This is a genomic window from Nocardioides sp. NPDC087217, from assembly GCF_044744805.1.
Lineage (GTDB): Bacteria > Actinomycetota > Actinomycetes > Propionibacteriales > Nocardioidaceae > Nocardioides.
This window is the reverse complement of record NZ_JBIUZB010000002.1, coordinates 551,368-566,389: the sequence shown is the minus strand read 5'-3', so window position 1 is coordinate 566,389 and position 15,022 is coordinate 551,368. Positions and strand designations below refer to the sequence as shown.

The 15,022-nt window shown below is 70.5% G+C and carries 17 protein-coding genes; 5 read left to right on the top strand and 12 right to left on the bottom strand.

From position 1 onward, the window contains the following. Window positions 1-9: 9 nt before the first annotated feature. Together ACIO3S_RS10060 and ACIO3S_RS10055 are read right to left on the bottom strand one after the other, a co-directional pair. On the bottom strand, window positions 10-282 hold the full coding sequence (locus ACIO3S_RS10060) for a hypothetical protein (protein ID WP_400462496.1): 273 nt from the start codon (window positions 280-282) through the stop codon (window positions 10-12). Continuing rightward, complete coding sequence (locus ACIO3S_RS10055) at window positions 279-1,328, bottom strand: HAD-IIA family hydrolase (protein WP_400462493.1); 1,050 nt, start codon at window positions 1,326-1,328, stop codon at window positions 279-281. Before ACIO3S_RS10055 ends, ACIO3S_RS10060 begins: the two co-directional genes overlap by 4 nt. A gap of 64 nt (window positions 1,329-1,392) precedes the next feature. Between ACIO3S_RS10055 and ACIO3S_RS10050 the strand changes: the two genes are divergently transcribed. Then, window positions 1,393-2,553 (top strand): DUF1015 family protein, encoded by a 1,161-nt coding sequence (locus ACIO3S_RS10050; protein WP_400462490.1) that lies wholly within the window; start codon window positions 1,393-1,395, stop codon window positions 2,551-2,553. On the opposite strand, the gene ACIO3S_RS10045 is transcribed toward ACIO3S_RS10050, so the two are convergent. The 10 genes from ACIO3S_RS10045 to argC all read right to left on the bottom strand — a co-directional run bounded on the left by ACIO3S_RS10045 (window position 2,550) and on the right by argC (window position 11,629). Further along, a complete protein-coding gene (locus ACIO3S_RS10045; protein WP_160023780.1) occupies window positions 2,550-2,969 on the bottom strand; it encodes a single-stranded DNA-binding protein in 420 nt (139 codons plus the stop codon). The genes ACIO3S_RS10050 and ACIO3S_RS10045 overlap by 4 nt on opposite strands. Window positions 2,970-3,091: 122 nt before the next feature. After that, the gene (locus tag ACIO3S_RS10040; protein ID WP_400462486.1) at window positions 3,092-3,661 is read right to left on the bottom strand and encodes a DNA-3-methyladenine glycosylase; all 570 of its coding nucleotides are present in this window, start codon (window positions 3,659-3,661) and stop codon (window positions 3,092-3,094) included. Continuing rightward, window positions 3,661-5,082, bottom strand: a complete 1,422-nt coding sequence (argH, locus tag ACIO3S_RS10035; protein ID WP_400462483.1) for an argininosuccinate lyase — start codon at window positions 5,080-5,082, stop codon at window positions 3,661-3,663. Before argH ends, ACIO3S_RS10040 begins: the two co-directional genes overlap by 1 nt. Continuing rightward, window positions 5,079-5,549, bottom strand: a complete 471-nt coding sequence (locus ACIO3S_RS10030; RefSeq protein WP_400462480.1) for an NUDIX hydrolase — start codon at window positions 5,547-5,549, stop codon at window positions 5,079-5,081. The genes argH and ACIO3S_RS10030 overlap by 4 nt, the downstream gene beginning before the upstream one ends. After that, on the bottom strand, window positions 5,549-7,006 hold the full coding sequence (gene argG / locus ACIO3S_RS10025; RefSeq protein ID WP_400462477.1) for an argininosuccinate synthase: 1,458 nt from the start codon (window positions 7,004-7,006) through the stop codon (window positions 5,549-5,551). The genes ACIO3S_RS10030 and argG overlap by 1 nt, the downstream gene beginning before the upstream one ends. A 25-nt stretch (window positions 7,007-7,031) precedes the next feature. After that, window positions 7,032-7,559 (bottom strand): arginine repressor, encoded by a 528-nt coding sequence (locus tag ACIO3S_RS10020; protein ID WP_160023788.1) that lies wholly within the window; start codon window positions 7,557-7,559, stop codon window positions 7,032-7,034. Then, entirely contained in the window at window positions 7,556-8,479 is a 924-nt protein-coding gene (gene argF / locus ACIO3S_RS10015; protein WP_400462473.1) for an ornithine carbamoyltransferase, read from the bottom strand. The genes ACIO3S_RS10020 and argF overlap by 4 nt, the downstream gene beginning before the upstream one ends. Further along, complete coding sequence (locus ACIO3S_RS10010; RefSeq protein WP_400462469.1) at window positions 8,476-9,657, bottom strand: acetylornithine transaminase; 1,182 nt, start codon at window positions 9,655-9,657, stop codon at window positions 8,476-8,478. Before ACIO3S_RS10010 ends, argF begins: the two co-directional genes overlap by 4 nt. Then, window positions 9,654-10,595 (bottom strand): acetylglutamate kinase, encoded by a 942-nt coding sequence (argB, locus tag ACIO3S_RS10005; RefSeq protein ID WP_400462467.1) that lies wholly within the window; start codon window positions 10,593-10,595, stop codon window positions 9,654-9,656. The genes ACIO3S_RS10010 and argB overlap by 4 nt, the downstream gene beginning before the upstream one ends. Beyond that, window positions 10,592-11,629: an N-acetyl-gamma-glutamyl-phosphate reductase gene (gene argC, locus ACIO3S_RS10000; RefSeq protein ID WP_400462464.1), complete on the bottom strand. Its 1,038-nt coding sequence runs from the start codon at window positions 11,627-11,629 to the stop codon at window positions 10,592-10,594. Before argC ends, argB begins: the two co-directional genes overlap by 4 nt. A 74-nt stretch (window positions 11,630-11,703) precedes the next feature. Here argC and ACIO3S_RS09995 point away from each other — a divergent pair, with 74 nt between their 5' ends. From ACIO3S_RS09995 to ACIO3S_RS09980, 4 genes are all read left to right on the top strand, one after another. Next, the gene (locus ACIO3S_RS09995) at window positions 11,704-12,537 is read left to right on the top strand and encodes a maleylpyruvate isomerase family mycothiol-dependent enzyme (RefSeq protein ID WP_400462461.1); all 834 of its coding nucleotides are present in this window, start codon (window positions 11,704-11,706) and stop codon (window positions 12,535-12,537) included. 10 nt (window positions 12,538-12,547) lie between these two features. Next, window positions 12,548-13,102 carry a TIGR00730 family Rossman fold protein gene (locus ACIO3S_RS09990; protein WP_400462458.1) on the top strand — a complete coding sequence of 185 codons (555 nt, stop codon included), beginning with the start codon at window positions 12,548-12,550 and terminating at the stop codon, window positions 13,100-13,102. A gap of 80 nt (window positions 13,103-13,182) precedes the next feature. Beyond that, window positions 13,183-14,193 carry an ATP-binding cassette domain-containing protein gene (locus ACIO3S_RS09985; protein ID WP_400462456.1) on the top strand — a complete coding sequence of 337 codons (1,011 nt, stop codon included), beginning with the start codon at window positions 13,183-13,185 and terminating at the stop codon, window positions 14,191-14,193. Between the two features lie 2 nt (window positions 14,194-14,195). Further along, a complete protein-coding gene (locus tag ACIO3S_RS09980) occupies window positions 14,196-15,014 on the top strand; it encodes an ABC transporter permease (protein ID WP_400462453.1) in 819 nt (272 codons plus the stop codon). The last annotated feature ends 8 nt before the right edge of the window (window positions 15,015-15,022 follow it).

Below are 15,022 nucleotides of genomic sequence, written 5' to 3'. Positions count from 1 at the left end.
GCTCGCCTCTCAGTGCTGGTCGGTCGGCTGGGAATCGCCGGAGGCCGCGGCGATCCGGGCCATCGCGTCGTGGGCCCCGGTGTCGGGGTCCAGGGCGCGACGCAGCTCGGTATGAGCGGCCTCGAAGACGCCGACGTGCTCGGCCAACGGCAGCTCATCGAGCCGGTCGAGCGTCTCGAGCACCGCGTCGACGCGGGCGACACCGGTGTGCGGCGCCGTGCCCGCGCCACCCAGCCCGGCCGAGGCCTCAGCCGGGGTCTCGTCGAAATGCTGCTCGCTCATGGGGCTGAGACTACCGTCCCGCCGTCGGCATCCGGGCCAGGCGGCACGGCCTGTGCACCGATCGTGGCCACCGATCCGGTGGCGTCCAGGTGTGCCCAGGCACCGGCCGCGGCCACCCGCCACCAGTCGTCGGGGCTCCCTTCGCCGGTGACCTGCAGCTCTCCGTCGCGTACCTCTGCCGTCCAGCCGCCGAGCCGCGCGATCGTGCCATCGATCTCCGGCGCCGCGTGGGTCTCCAGCAGCCCGCCCAGGTCGGCCGAGATGTAGGAGGGCCGTCGCTGCGGCTCGGCCGCGACGAGGTCCTCGAGCCCGGTGACGCCGGTGAGCACCAGCAGCGTATCGATGCCGGCGTTGCGACCGCCCTCGATGTCGGTGTCGAGCCGGTCGCCGACCATCAGCGGGTGATCGGCCTCGGTGCGCCGGATGGTCTCCTCCAGCAGGGGTCGCGACGGCTTGCCCGCCACGACCGGCTCGACGCCCGAGAATCGGCGCAGCGTGTCGACCAGCACGCCGTGGCCCGGCGCGATCCCGTAGGCCGCCGGGAAGGTCATGTCGGTGTTGCTGGCGACCCAGAAGAGCCCGTCCTTGATCCGCACGGCCGCGCGGAGGATGTCCTTCCACAGCAGCTCGGGGTTGTAGCCGGTGACGATCGCCTCGGCGTCCTCGTCGACGGCCACCGGCACCAGGCCGGCGGCCTCGAGCGGCTCGCGCAGGCCCGCGGCGCCCAGGTTGACGACCTTCGCCCCCGGGGCGAGCCGCTCGGCCAGGACACGCGCAGCGGCCTGGGCGGAGGTGACCACGTCCTCGGCGGTCGCCTCGATGCCCAGGTTGCGGATGTTCTCGGCGACCTTGGCCGGAGGCCGGGCGGCGTTGTTGGTGATGAACGCCAGCCTGAGCCCGGCCTCCCGCGCCGCGGCGAGCGACTCGGGGGCGCGCCGGACCGCTGTGCCCCCGATGTAGACCACGCCGTCGAGGTCGAGCATCGCCACGTCATGGGCGGCGGCGAGCGGCTGGGCTGAGCCCTTCAACTGATGGCCGGTCAGCACACGAAGTTCCTTCTCTGAGTCGGGGGTTCGGCGAATGGCACCAGTGTGACCCTACGATGTGCGGATGGACGATACGGGTGTGGTCAGGGCGCCGTACCTCGGGCGTCCGCTGCGCCTGGAGCCGTTTCGAGCGCTCTCGCTGGCCCCTTCACGGATCGGGGACCCGACCTCCGCACGGCTCTACTCCCGGCCCTATCGAGGGGTCGCCTCCCGGATCAGCTCGTGGCTGGCGCGCGGCGATCTGCGCCAGCACCAGGACCTCGCGCTCTACCTCCACGAGTACACCGCCGCCGGGATCACCGTGCGCGGCGTCGTCGGGATCCTCGACGTCTCGCACCGCACCGACGACCCCGCTGACGCCGCGGTGATACCCCACGAGGGCGTACGCACCGCCCAGGCCGAGCAGCTCGCCTCCCGGATGCGGCAGATGCGGGTGCATCCGGCGCCGATCCTGCTCACCTACCACGCGCCCGACGGCATCGCGGCGCTCCTCGACCGGGTGCAGAGCGGCACGCCGGAGGAGCAGTATGACGACCACGGCGGGCAGCACCATCGTGTCTGGGCGATCACCGACGAGGCGCTGATCGGGCAGCTGCGCAAGGCATGGGCGAGCCAGCAGGCACTGATCGCCGACGGACACCACCGCTACGCGGCGTACGCCGAGCTCCAGGGGCTCGCCGAGCCTGGCGACGGCGCCGCGACCGACTTCGGCCTGGCGATGCTGATCGACCAGGACGACACGCCGTTGCAGCTCGGCGCGATCCATCGCGTGTTGGCCGGGGTGAACCTGCGCGACCTACGGGCCGCGGCCGAGGCCGTCGGCGCCGAGTGGACCGCCGGCAGCCGCGACGCCGCCCTGGGCCGGCTCGGACCTGGTGTCATCGTGCTCAGCGACGGCCGGGGCTGGGCCACCCTCGACGTGGACGCCGCCAACACCCCGATCACCGGTGATGTCGGCTATCTGCACGACCGCGTCCTCCCGGAGCTGCGCCGGCAGCCGTCGCGGGTGCTGCACGCCCACCAGGTCGACGCCGCTCTGAAGCGGGCCCGCCCGGGTCGCGACGTCGCCGTGCTGCTGGCGGCACCGACCTTCGACACCATCCTCTCCTCCGCATCGATCGGGCAGCTGCTCCCGGAGAAGGCGACCTCCTTCCAGCCCAAGCCGCACCCCGGCGTGCTCATCCGCCTCCTGGACTCGGCACGGCTGGAGAAGTCGCGCCACTAGCTCGCCTGCCTGGCCGCGGCGGCTGCGCGGCTCACCCGTCTGGCCGACGACACCTCCACCTCGGTCATCGACTGCAATCGGCCGCCGGTCTTGAAGAACCGGCGACGCAGGGAGCCGTTGACCTCGATGACGTCTCCGACCTGCCAGGTCATCGCCGCTCGCCGGACCCTGGCGACCCAGGTGTGACACTCGAGCGCGTCGATCTGCACCCGGCTCCCCCGGCGTTTGTCGCGCGGCCTGTTGACGACCACCCGGAACGCGGTCAGCTGATCTCCGCTCGGCAGCTCCTTCTCCTCCGCGGCCAGCGACAGCCTGCCGATCAACCGCACCTCGTTGACCGTCGCCAGCCCGCCGGCCGGCCCCATCCGCTCGCCATCGTCCGGTGATGGCTCCTTCTCTACCCTTGCGACCGTCATCTCGATCACCTCCGACCACCATCCTGATCAGGGTCACCGACAGTTCCGGCCGGGCCGATGCGGCCTGTGGAGAACCGCGGTCCGAACTGGGCCTGTGGACGGTCATCGGCCCGTCCGGCCAGCTATCGGAGGGCTTTCGCCGGCCGGTAGGGCGAAACCGTCGGGTCCCCTGCGACCCAGAACCGCCAGGGACGGTCCGGCGCGAGCCGCAGCCCGACGCGCGGCCCGGCCGCGACCTCGATCCCCGCCCACGTGTCGGCCGGCGCAAGGTCAAGCTCGAAGTCGGTGGTCCCGTCCATCGTCAGGTCGATCCCGAGCGCTGAACAGAGTCGCGCGGGTCCCCGGGCGAGATCGACGTCGCGTACCGCGCCACGTCGTTCCCGGGCGATCTCGATCCCCTCGATGATCTCGCCGGCACGCAGCAGGATCGCGCCGGGCTCACCCGGAGGGTGGCATACGAGGTTCGAGCAATAATGCATTCCGTACGTAAAGTAAACGTAAAGCCGCCCGGGCGGCCCGAACATCACCCGGTTGCGGTTCGTCTCGCCCCGGAAGGCGTGCGAGCCGGGATCGTCGGCCGCGTACGCCTCGACCTCGGTGAGTCGCACCTTCACGCCGTCGAAGGACAGCGTCGCCCCGAGGAGCCGCGGAGCGGCCACCTCGGGGCGCTGGTTCAACAGGCTCGCGAGCACTACGACGTACGGAACCCGGCTGCCTTGGCCCGGAGCTCGGCGAGCTGCTCGGCGACCCGGTCGGGAGCAGTGCCACCACGGCCGTCGCGGGATGCGACCGATCCCTCGATGGTCAGCACCAGGCGTACGTCCGGGGTCAGCGCCGGCGAGATCGTGGCGAACTCCTCGTCGGTGAGCGCGTCCAGCTCCACGCCGCGCTTCTCCGCCGCCTGGACGCAGGCGCCGGCGAGCTCGTGCGCGATCCGGAACGGGGTGCCCTGCCGCACCAGCCACTCGGCGATGTCGGTGGCCAGCGAGAAGCCCTGAGGGGCGAGCTCGGCCATCCGGTCGGTGTTGTAGACCAGCGTGGCGACCTGGCCGGTGAAGGCCGGGAGCAGCACCTCGAGGGTGTCCAGGGAATCGAAGACCGGCTCCTTGTCCTCCTGCAGGTCGCGGTTGTACGCCAGCGGCAGCGCCTTCAGCGTCGTCAGCAGCCCGGTCAGGTTGCCGACCAGGCGTCCGGCCTTGCCGCGGGCGAGCTCGGAGATGTCGGGGTTCTTCTTCTGCGGCATGATGCTCGACCCCGTCGACCAGGAGTCGTGCAGCGTGACGAAGTCGAACTCCTTGGTCGCCCACAGGATGATCTCCTCGGCGATCCGACTGACGTCGACCCCGATCTGGGCGCACACGTAGGCGAACTCGGCCACGAAGTCACGCGAAGCCGTCCCGTCGATCGAGTTGGCGCTCGAGCCGGTGAAGCCGAGCTCGGAGGCGACCAGCTCGGGGTCGAGGCCGAGCGACTGCCCCGCGAGCGCCCCGGACCCGTACGGCGAGTCGCACACGACCCGGCTCTGCCAGTCGTTGAGCCGGTCGACGTCGCGCAGCAGCGACCAGGCGTGGGCCATCAGGTGGTGGGAGAGCAGCACAGGCTGGGCGTGCTGGAGGTGCGTACGCCCGGGCATGATCGCGCCCAGGTTCTCGTCGGCCTGCGCGGCGAGCGCCTCGATGAGATCGAGGACGAGCCCACGCAGCACCCGCTCGTGGTCGAGCAGATAGCTCCGGAAGAGGGTGGCAATCTGGTCGTTGCGCGAGCGCCCGGCCCGCAGCTTGCCCCCGACGTCGGGACCGATCTCCTCGATGAGCAGCCGCTCCAGCGCACCGTGTACGTCCTCGTCCGAGGCAGCCGGAAGCAGCCGTCCGGCGGTGAACCGGTCGGCGAGGACGTCCAGACCCCGGTGGATCTCGTTCTCCTCGTCACCGGTGAGCAGCCCGGCCGCCCCCAGCGCCTTGGCGTGGGCATGCGAACCGGCGATGTCGTAGAGCGCCAGCCGCCAGTCGAACTGCGTCGAGCGCGAGAGCGCCTCGAGCTCCGGCGAAGGACCACCGGCGAACCGGCCGCCCCAGAGCTTGCCCTCGTTGGTGGTGTTGGCAGGCGTGGTCACGACTCTCCTCGTACGGCTTTGATAGCGATCTCCATGATGTCAGGAAGTGCGCCCGGGGTCGCGGTGCCCTCGGCGCGAAGCTTGTCCGGTGTCCACCAGCCGGCCTGGACGACCGACCCGACCTCGATCGGCTCCAGGTTGGCGAAGCTGACCTCGACCTGACGGTCGAGCACGAGGGCGAAGTAGGCGTTGTGGCCGCTGTAGTCGACGCCGTTCCAGCTGTACTCGTCGGCGTGGATCTGGACTGGGCCGACGAGTGCCTCGGGCTGGACCCGGATGCCGGCCTCCTCCCACAGCTCCCGCGCGGCAGCGCCTACCGCGTCCTCGCCGGGGTCGATGGCGCCCCCGATGCTGGTCCAGTAGGCGCCCCGCGACGGGTTCCCCGGGTCGGTGTCCTGCAGGAGGAGCACCTCACCGTCGGCACTGACCGGGAGAACCCGCGCGGACTCGCGGTGCACACGCACCATCAGTCGTTGCCCGCCTCCAGCGCGGCCTCGTCCAGGACGCTCTCGTCCAGGACCTGCTCCTCGACCGGCAGCACGGCGATGGGCTTGCCGTTGGTCGCCGCGATGCGGTCGAAGCCGCCGGCGGGCAGCTCGCCGAAGAGGGTGCCGTTCTCGACGAGGACGGTGCCCTGGTCGAGGGGGTGTCCGGCGTAGATCTCCAGCTTGGAGCGGGAGTCGGCGATGTCGAGGTTGCGCATGGTGAGCTGGCCGATGCGGTCGACGGGGCCGAAGGCGGCGTTCTCGACGCGCTCCATGGAGAGCTTCTCGGGGTGGTAGGAGAAGTGGGAACCCTCGGTGTTCAACACGGTGTAGTCCTCACCCCGGCGCAGCCGCAGCGTGACCGTGCCCGAGACCAGCGAGGCGATCCAGCGCTGGATCGACTCGCGCAGCATCAGCGCCTGCGGGTCGAGCCAGCGGCCCTCGTAGAGCAGCCGGCCGAGCTTGCGGCCCTCGTTGTAGTAGTTGGACATGGTGTCCTCGTTGTGCACCGCGTTGAGCAGACGCTCGTAGGCCGCCCACAGCAGCGCCATGCCCGGCGCCTCGTAGATGCCGCGGGACTTGGCCTCGATGATCCGGTTCTCGATCTGGTCCGACATGCCCAGGCCGTGCCGACCGCCGATCGCGTTGGCCTCGTAGACCAGCGCGACGGGGTCGGAGTAGGACGTGCCGTTGATCGCCACCGGGCGGCCCTCGACGAAGGTCACCGAGACATCCTCGGTCTCGATGGAGACCGACGGGTCCCAGAACTTCACGCCCATGATCGGCTCGACCGTCTCCAGCGACACGTCGAGGTGCTCCAGGGTCTTGGCCTCGTGGGTGGCGCCCCAGATGTTGGCGTCGGTGGAGTACGCCTTCTCGGTGGAGTCGCGGTAGGGCAGGTTGTGCGCGACCAGCCACTCCGACATCTCGTGGCGCCCACCGAGCTCGTGGACGAAGTCGGCGTCGAGCCACGGCTTGTAGATGCGCAGCTCGGGGTTGGCCATCAGGCCGTAGCGGTAGAACCGCTCGATGTCGTTGCCCTTGAAGGTCGACCCGTCGCCCCAGATGTTGACGTTGTCGGCCTGCATGGCCCGCACCAGCATGGTGCCGGTCACCGCACGCCCCAGAGGCGTGGTGTTGAAGTAGGCACGGCCACCGGAGCGGATGTGGAAGGCACCGCAGGCGAGCGCGGCCAGGCCCTCCTCGACGAGCTGCGGCTTGATGTCGATGGCGCGGGCGATCTCGGCGCCGTAGGCCATCGCACGGTCCGGGACACCGGAGATGTCGGGCTCGTCGTACTGCCCGATGTCGGCGGTGTAGGTGCACGGAACCGCGCCCTTGTCGCGCATCCAGGCGACCGCCACGGAGGTGTCGAGACCTCCGGAGAAGGCGATGCCGACGCGCTCGCCCTTGGGAAGGGAGGTCAGGACCTTGCTCACGAGATGTTGCTCCTTGCTCTGAAACTTACGGAATGTCTGTGGTCTTGCCGGCGAGACTGAGAAAGCGGTTGACGAGCGCAGCGCCGCCCTTGGGCTCGCGGCCGATGACGAGCACGGTGTCGTCGCCGGCGATGGTGCCGAGGATGTCGGGATATTCGGCCCGGTCGATCGCGGAGGCGAAGTACTGGGCACCCCCTGCAGGAGTACGCAGCACCACGAGGTTGCCGCTGCCGTCGGCGCTCACCAAGAGCTCTCGGGCGAGTCGGCCGAGCTTGCTGCGTCCGCTGGCCGACTCCCCCGGGGCGACCGCCGTGCGGTCACCACCCTCACCGGGAACCGCGTAGACCAGCGCACCCGAAGGCGCCCGCACCTTCACCGCGTCGAGCTCGTCCAGATCACGCGAGAGCGTCGCCTGGGTGACGTTGACCCCGTGGGCGAACAGCGCCTCGGAGAGCTCGGTCTGGGACCGGATCTCCTTGCTCCAGATGATGTCCACGATCAGGGACTGGCGCGCCCCCTTGGTCGCGGGCCGCTGCGTCTCGTTGGTGGTCATCGTCGCTCCCACAAGAAGGCCAGGATCGCCTTCTGGGCGTGGCGCCGGTTCTCCGCCTCGTCCCACACCAGGCTGCGCGGTCCGTCGAGCACCTCGGCCTCGATCTCCTTGCCGCGGTAGGCGGGCAGGCAGTGCAGCACGACCGCTTCGGGGTCGGCGTGGCCGAGCAGGTCGGTGGTGAGCGCGTAGGGCGAGAACACCGCGACCCGCGCGGCCGCCTCGCTCTCCTTGCCCATCGAGACCCAGGTGTCGGTGATCAGTACGTCGGCCCCGGCTGCCGCCGCGACCGGATCCGAGGTCACAGTGACCGAGCCGCCGGTCTCCTCGGCGATCTCCTTGGCCCGGACCAGCACCTCGGCGTCGGGTGCGTAGCCCTCGGGCGCGCCGAACCGGACGTGCATCCCGGCGATCGCTCCCGCCAACGCCCAGGAGTTGCCCATGTTGCAGGCCGCGTCGCCGAGGAAGGCCGCGGTCAGGCCGGTGAGCGATCCCTTGTGCTCCCGCAGCGTTTGCAGGTCGGCGAGCAGCTGGCAGGGGTGGAACTCGTCGGTGAGCGCGTTGACGACCGGGACCCCGGAGTGGGCGGCCATCTGCTCGAGGTCGGTCTGTGCGAACGTACGCCACACGATCTCGCCCGCCTGCCGGCCGAGGACCCGGGCGACGTCGGCGACGGACTCCCGCTCGCCGATCCCGGCCAGGCGGCCGTCGACGAGCATCGAGTGGCCACCGAGCTCGGCGATCCCGGAGGAGAACGACGCCTGGGTGCGCAGCGTCGGCTTGTCGTAGATCGTGGCCACGGTCACCGGGCCGGCGAGCGGCTTGGCGGCGTAGGGATCCTGCTTCATCGCTGCCGCGAGCGCCAGCACCTCGGCCTGCTCGGCCGGGGTGAGGTCGTCGTCGCGGAGGAAGTGTCTGGTCATCTCGCCCCCGCTTCCTGGGCCGCGTCGAGGATGGACGGCCAGGCGGCCAGGAGGCTCTCGGCGTCGTCCTCGGTGAGCACGAGCGGCGGCACGATCCGGATCCGCTCGGGCGTCGCGTTGTTGAGGATGAAGCCCGCCTCGAGGGCGGCCGCGGCGACAGCGCCCGAGTCGGGACCGGCGAGGACCACTCCGATGAAGAGGCCCTCCCCGTCGACCCTGGCGACCCGCGGGTCGGCGGCGAGGCCGTCGCGCAGCTTCTGGCCGAGCACGGTGACGTGCTCGAGGAGCCCGTCGGCCTCGATGGTGTTGATCACCGCGAGACCTGCGGCGCAGGCGACCGGGTTGCCACCGAAGGTGGTGCCGTGGTTGCCGGGCTCGAAGAGCGTCGCGGCCCGGCCCAGACCGATGCAGGCGCCGATCGGGAAGCCGCCACCGAGCCCCTTGGCGAGGGTGACGATGTCGGCGGTGACCCCGGAGGTCTCGTGGGCGAGCCAGCGGCCGGTGCGGCCCAGGCCGGACTGCACCTCGTCGAGCCAGAGCAGCGCGCCGTGCTCGTCGGCCACGGCCCGCGCAGCCGCGAGATAGTCGGCGGGCGGCACGATGACGCCGGCCTCGCCCTGGATCGGCTCCAGGATGATCGCCGCGGTCTCGTCGGTCACGGCCGCTGCCAGCGCGGAAGCGTCGCCGTAGGGGACGAAGGTGACCTCGCCCGGCAGCGGTTCGAACGGCTTCCGGTAGGCCTCCTTGGCGGTGAGCGCCAGGGCGCCCATCGAGCGGCCGTGGAAGGCGCCCTGAGCAGCTACGATGTGCGTCCGCCCGGTGCGCCGGGTCAGCTTGAAGCCGGCCTCGTTGGCCTCGGTTCCGGAGTTGGTGAAGAAGACCCGGCCGGTCTCGCCGCCGGGGACCCGGGCGAGCAGCGCCTCGGCCAGCTCGACCTGGGGGTGGGAGGTGAAGAAGTTGGAGACGTGGCCGAGGGACTCCATCTGGGAGGTCACCGCGGAGACCAGCGCCGGGTGGGCGTGTCCGAGCGCGTTGACCGCGATGCCGGCCAGCAGGTCGACGTACTCCTTGCCGTCCTCGTCCCACACGTGGGCGCCCTCGCCTCGGGTGAGGACCAGCTTGGGAGCGCCGAAGGTGTTCATCAGCGCGCCGGCGTAGCGCTCAGAGTAAGTCGTCATTTGTCGAGCTCCCTTGCCTTGCGGGTCTTGGTGGTGACGCCGGGGAGCACCTGGGTGCCGACCCCCTCGGCGGTGAACAGCTCCAGCAGTACGGCGTGCTCGGCGCGGCCGTCGACGACCGTGGCACGCTTGACGCCGCCCTTGACCGCCTCCAGGCAGGCGCTCATCTTCGGGATCATCCCGCTGGCCAGCTCGGGCAGGATGCCCTCCAGCGCCTCGGGACTGATCTCCCCGATGACCTCCTCGGGGTCGGGCCAGTCGAGGTAGAGACCCTCGACGTCGGTCAGCACCAGCAGCTTCTCGGCCTCGAGCGCGACCGCCAGGGCCGAGGCCGCGCGGTCGGCGTTGACGTTGTAGACGGCGCCGTCGACGTCGGGCGCGACGCTGGAGACGACCGGGATCCGGCCGGCCTCGATGATGTCGAGGACCGATTCGGGACGTACGTCGACGACCTCGCCGACCTGGCCGAGGTCGATCTCCTCACCGTCGATGATGGTGCTGGCCGGCTCGGCGGTGAAGAGTCCGGCGTCCTCGCCGGAGAGCCCGACGGCCAGCGGACCGTGCTCGTTGATCAGCCCGACGAGCTCGCGCTGCACCTGGCCGACCAGGACCATCCGGACCACGTCCATGGCCTCGGGGGTGGTCACCCGCAGCCCGCCGCGGAACTCCGACTCGATGCCGAGCCGGTCGAGCATGCTCGAGATCTGGGGGCCGCCGCCGTGCACGACGACCGGCTTGAAGCCGGCGAACCGCATGAAGGCGATGTCCTCGGCGAAGGCACGCTTGAGCTTGTCGTCGGTCATGGCGTTGCCGCCGTACTTCACCACGACGATCTTGCCGTGATACTCCTTCAGCCACGGCAGGGCGCCGGCCAGCGTGCGGGCCTTGGCGGGGTCGGGCCGACCCGGCTCGTGGGCAACGGTCTCGAGATCGATCACGGGGCCACTCCCACCGTGGTCAGGCCCATGGTCTCGTCGAGCCCGAGCGCGAGGTTCATGCACTGGATCGCGCCCCCGGCGGTGCCCTTGGCGAGGTTGTCCTCGGCACCGACCACGACCAGCCTCCCGGCGGCCTCGTCGACGGTCACCTGGAGGACGACCGCGTTGGAGCCGAGCACGGCCTGGGTCTGAGGCCACTGGCCCTCGGGCAGCAGGTGGACGAAGGGCTCGTCCGCGTACGCCTTCTCGAAGACCGCACGCGCATCGGCCGCCGTCACGCCCTCGTTGAGCTTCGCGGAGCAGGTCGCCAGGATGCCGCGCGGCGTCGGCACCAGCACCGGGGTGAAGGAGACCGACACCTCGCCGTCGATGAGTCCGGAGAGGTTCTGGACGATCTCGGGGGTGTGCCGGTGGACGCCGCCGACGCCGTAGGCGCTGACGTTGCCCATGACCTCGGCACCGATCAGGTGCGGCTTGGACGACTTCCCCGCGCCGCTGGCGCCGGTGGCGGCGACCACGACGACCTCGGGCTCGACGATGCCGGCCTCGATCGCGGGGGCGAGGGCCAGGGTGGAGACGGTCGGGAAGCAGCCCGGCACCGCGACCCGGCTGGCCGAGGCGAGCGCTGCCCGCTGTCCGGGGAGCTCAGGGAGCCCGTAGGGCCAGGTGCCGGCGTGGTCGGTGCCGTAGAACTTCGTCCACGTCTCGGCGTCGGCGAGCCGGTAGTCGGCGCCGCAGTCGATCACGACCACGTCATCGGGAAGGCCGGCCGCGATCGGGCCGGACTCGCCGTGCGGCAGCGCCAGGAAGACGACGTCGTGACCGGCCAGGGTCTCGGCGGTGGTGGGCTCCAGGACTCGGTCGGCGAGCGGGATCAGGTGGGGCTGGAGGCTCCCCAGGGTCTTGCCCGCGCTGGAGGCGGCGGTCAGGGCGCCGATCTCCACCTCGGGGTGGGCCAGCAGCAGCCTGAGCAGCTCACCTCCGGCATATCCACTGGCACCGGCGACGGCGACGCGCTTCTTCGTCATGTGCATGAACATACGTCAGGCTGCATGTATGTCGCAAAACCCGTTCGGAGATTGAGACGCAGGCCCTTAGTGTTCGCTCCATGACAACCCGCCTCACCCCCACCGCCTACCTCGACCACATCCGGTCGGAGTCGGCGCGCTTCCGTGCCGTACTCGCAGACACGGACCCCACCACCCCGGTGCCGACCGCACCGGACTGGACCGCCGCCGACCTGCTGTGGCACGTCGCCGCCGAGGTCCAGCACTTCTGGACGTACGTCTTGGAGACTCGCCCGGCCGAGCCCACCAGCGAGACCTACTCCGAGCCGGAGCGTCCGGCGGACGCGACCTACCAGGACCTGCTCGCCCACTTCGACGACCTCAACGCCAGGTTCATCAAGACCCTGGAGCAGACCGGGCCCGAGGAGCCCACCTGGTCCTGGTCGCCGGACCAGACCGCCGCCTTCACCTACCGCAGGCAGGCCCACGAGATCCTCATCCACCGCCTCGACGCCGAGCTCACCGCCGGCGCCGTGACGCCGCTCGACCCGGCCCTGGCCGCCGACGGGATCGACGAGATCCTCGACGTCTTCTACGGCGGCAAGCCCGACTGGGCAAGGTTCGCCGGCGGCGGCCAGTACGTACGCGTCGACGCGGTCGACACCGACACCCAGACCTGGGTCGAGCTGGGCCTCGTCTCCGGCACCCGCCCCAACGGCGACAGCCTGGAGGACGAGCCCGACCTCAGCGTCGTCTCCCCGGACGCCATCCCCGGCGGCACCGAGCCCGACGTGGTCATCGAGGGCGCCGCGGCCGACCTGGACGCCTGGCTCTGGCGCCGGCGCGACGACGAGGGCATCGAGGTCACTGGCGACAAGGACGTCTACGAGCGCTTCCGCGCGTTGACGAACCAGGCGATCACCGACGACGACTAACCTCACGCCCATGATCAAGCACCTGGCGGTCTTTCTCGGCTCCCGCGACGGCAACGACCCGGCGCTCATGGAGAAGGCCTACGAGGTCGGCAAGGGTCTCGCCGAGCGCGAGATCGAGCTGGTCTACGGAGCGGGCGGCGGGGGCCTGATGGGCCAGATCTCCCAGGGCGCGATCGACGGCAACGGCAGGGTCTTCGGCGTGATCCCACGGTTCATGGTCGAACGCGAGTGGGGTCGCGTCGAAGGCGCGCCGGGGATGCAGACGGTCGTGGTCGACACCATGCACGAGCGCAAGGCGCTCATGGCCGAGCGCGCCGACGCCTTCCTCGCGCTCCCCGGCGGGATCGGCACCCTCGAGGAGCTCTTCGAGGTCTGGACCTGGCAGACCCTCTCGCTGCACGGGAAGCCGGTCGGCCTGCTCAACGTCAACGGCTTCTGGGACCCGCTCGTGGAGATGATGGAGCGCATCGCCGCGGCGGGCTTCCTGCACGGCTCCCCCGCGGAGTCGCTGGTGGTGGGCGAGGACCTGGACGACGTCCTCGCCCGCCTGGATGCCGCCCGCTGAAACCGGCCACTGAAACCGGGCCGGCTGCCGTGAAACCACGGTGAAGGCGCCCTGAAACCGGCGCCCCACACCCTGGGAGCATGACAACAACCACCGAACTGGCCGTATCGGCCTCAGGTCTGGTCAAGACCTTCGGAGACTTCACCGCGGTCGACGGGATCGACCTCGAGATCCGCCGCGGAGAGGTCTTCGGCGTGCTCGGCCCCAACGGCGCCGGCAAGACCACCACCTTGAAGATGCTCGCGACCCTGCTCCCGATCGATGCCGGCAAGGCGGAGATCTTCGGGGTCGACGTCAAGGCGAACCCCCATCAGGTACGTCAGCTCGTCGGCGTCACGGGGCAGTACGCCTCCGTCGACGAGAACCTCACCGCCACCGAGAACCTGGTCCTCTTCGGGCGCCTGCTGGGAATGTCCGGCAAGTCCGCCCGCGCCGCCTCGGAGGAGCTGCTGGAGTCGTTCGGGCTCCAGGAGGCCGCCAAGCGGCAGATCTCGAAGTTCTCCGGCGGCATGCGCCGTCGTCTCGACCTCGCCGCCTCGCTCCTGTCCCGCCCGCCGCTGATCTTCCTCGACGAGCCGACCACGGGCCTGGACCCCCGCACCCGTGGCCAGATGTGGGACACCATCCGTACGCTGGTCGCCGGCGGCTCCACCGTCCTGCTCACCACGCAGTACCTCGACGAGGCCGACCAGCTCGCCGACCGGATCGCGGTCATCGACCGCGGCGTCAAGGTCGCCGAAGGAACCTCGGAGCAGCTCAAGACCTCCGTCGGCAACTCCACGCTGCACCTGCGCCTGAGCGACAAGACGCAGGTCGCCGCGGCCGCCGCGGTGGTCGAGAAGGTCACCGGCGATCATCCGGTGCTCACCCCCGAGGCGGGCGGCGTCAACGTACCGCTGGCCGATGCCGACCGAGCAGCCGACGTGCTCATCGGCCTTCGCCACGCCGGCATCTCGATCACCACCGCCAACGTGCAGCAGCCGACCCTGGACGAGGTCTTCCTCGCCCTGACCGGTCACGGCACCGACAGCCCCGAAGCCCCCGTCGACTCCGACATCCATACCGACATCCACACCGAGGAGGTGGCCTGAACATGGCTGCACTGATCTCCACGTACGCCGTCGCCGACCGCCCGCTCAAGACGCACCCTGGTGTCGGCGAGACGGTCGCCCAGACGTTCACCATGGCCCGGCGCGCGCTGATCAAGATGATGCGCAACCCCGAGCAGTTCTTCGACGTGACGATCCAGCCACTGCTGTTCACCGCGATGTTCGCCTACATCTTCGGCGGCGCGATCTCCGGTGACGTGAAGTCCTACCTGCCGACCATCATCACCGGCATCCTCGCCCAGACGGCGCTGACCGCCTCGATGGCACGCGGCACCCAGCTGCGGGAGGACATGGACAAGGGCGTCTTCGACCGGTTCAAGGCGCTCCCGATCGCCCGGATCGCGCCACTGGCCGGCCCCGCCGTCGCAGACCTGCTCCGCTACGGGATCGCGGCGACGCTGACGATCCTGGTCGGCCTGCTGATGGGCTACCGGCCCGGTGGTGGCATCGGCGGCGTGCTCGCCGGCTGGGCGCTGACCATCTTCGCCGGCTGGTCGCTGAGCTGGATCTTCACCTGGCTCGGCACGATCCTGAAGACCGCGGGCGGGGTGCAGGGCCTGGGCATGATGATCATGTTCCCGCTGACCTTCCTCTCCCCCGCGTTCGTACCGAAGGAGACGATGCCCGACTGGCTGCAGACCTTCGTCGACCTCAACCCGGTCACGCTGGTCATCAACGCCACCCGCGACCTGATGAACGCCGGCGACGTCACCCTGAGCGTCGTGTGGGCGCTCGTCGGCTGCGCCGCGGTCGTCGCGATCTTCGCGCCGCTCTCGGTGTGGAGCTACAGCAAGAAGCTCTGACCGCTCCC

What these genes read in the sequence shown, in the direction of transcription:
- ACIO3S_RS10060 (WP_400462496.1), bottom strand. Translation starts at nt 282, where the DNA reads ATGAGCGAGCAGCATTTCGACGAGACCCCGGCTGAGGCCTCGGCCGGG.
- ACIO3S_RS10050 (WP_400462490.1), top strand. Translation starts at nt 1,393, where the DNA reads ATGGACGATACGGGTGTGGTCAGGGCGCCGTACCTCGGGCGTCCGCTG.
- ACIO3S_RS10045 (WP_160023780.1), bottom strand. Translation starts at nt 2,969, where the DNA reads ATGACGGTCGCAAGGGTAGAGAAGGAGCCATCACCGGACGATGGCGAG.
- ACIO3S_RS10030 (WP_400462480.1), bottom strand. Translation starts at nt 5,549, where the DNA reads ATGGTGCGTGTGCACCGCGAGTCCGCGCGGGTTCTCCCGGTCAGTGCC.
- ACIO3S_RS10020 (WP_160023788.1), bottom strand. Translation starts at nt 7,559, where the DNA reads ATGACCACCAACGAGACGCAGCGGCCCGCGACCAAGGGGGCGCGCCAG.
- argF (WP_400462473.1), bottom strand. Translation starts at nt 8,479, where the DNA reads ATGACCAGACACTTCCTCCGCGACGACGACCTCACCCCGGCCGAGCAG.
- ACIO3S_RS10010 (WP_400462469.1), bottom strand. Translation starts at nt 9,657, where the DNA reads ATGACGACTTACTCTGAGCGCTACGCCGGCGCGCTGATGAACACCTTC.
- argC (WP_400462464.1), bottom strand. Translation starts at nt 11,629, where the DNA reads ATGCACATGACGAAGAAGCGCGTCGCCGTCGCCGGTGCCAGTGGATAT.
- ACIO3S_RS09995 (WP_400462461.1), top strand. Translation starts at nt 11,704, where the DNA reads ATGACAACCCGCCTCACCCCCACCGCCTACCTCGACCACATCCGGTCG.
- ACIO3S_RS09990 (WP_400462458.1), top strand. Translation starts at nt 12,548, where the DNA reads ATGATCAAGCACCTGGCGGTCTTTCTCGGCTCCCGCGACGGCAACGAC.
- ACIO3S_RS09985 (WP_400462456.1), top strand. Translation starts at nt 13,183, where the DNA reads ATGACAACAACCACCGAACTGGCCGTATCGGCCTCAGGTCTGGTCAAG.
- ACIO3S_RS09980 (WP_400462453.1), top strand. Translation starts at nt 14,196, where the DNA reads ATGGCTGCACTGATCTCCACGTACGCCGTCGCCGACCGCCCGCTCAAG.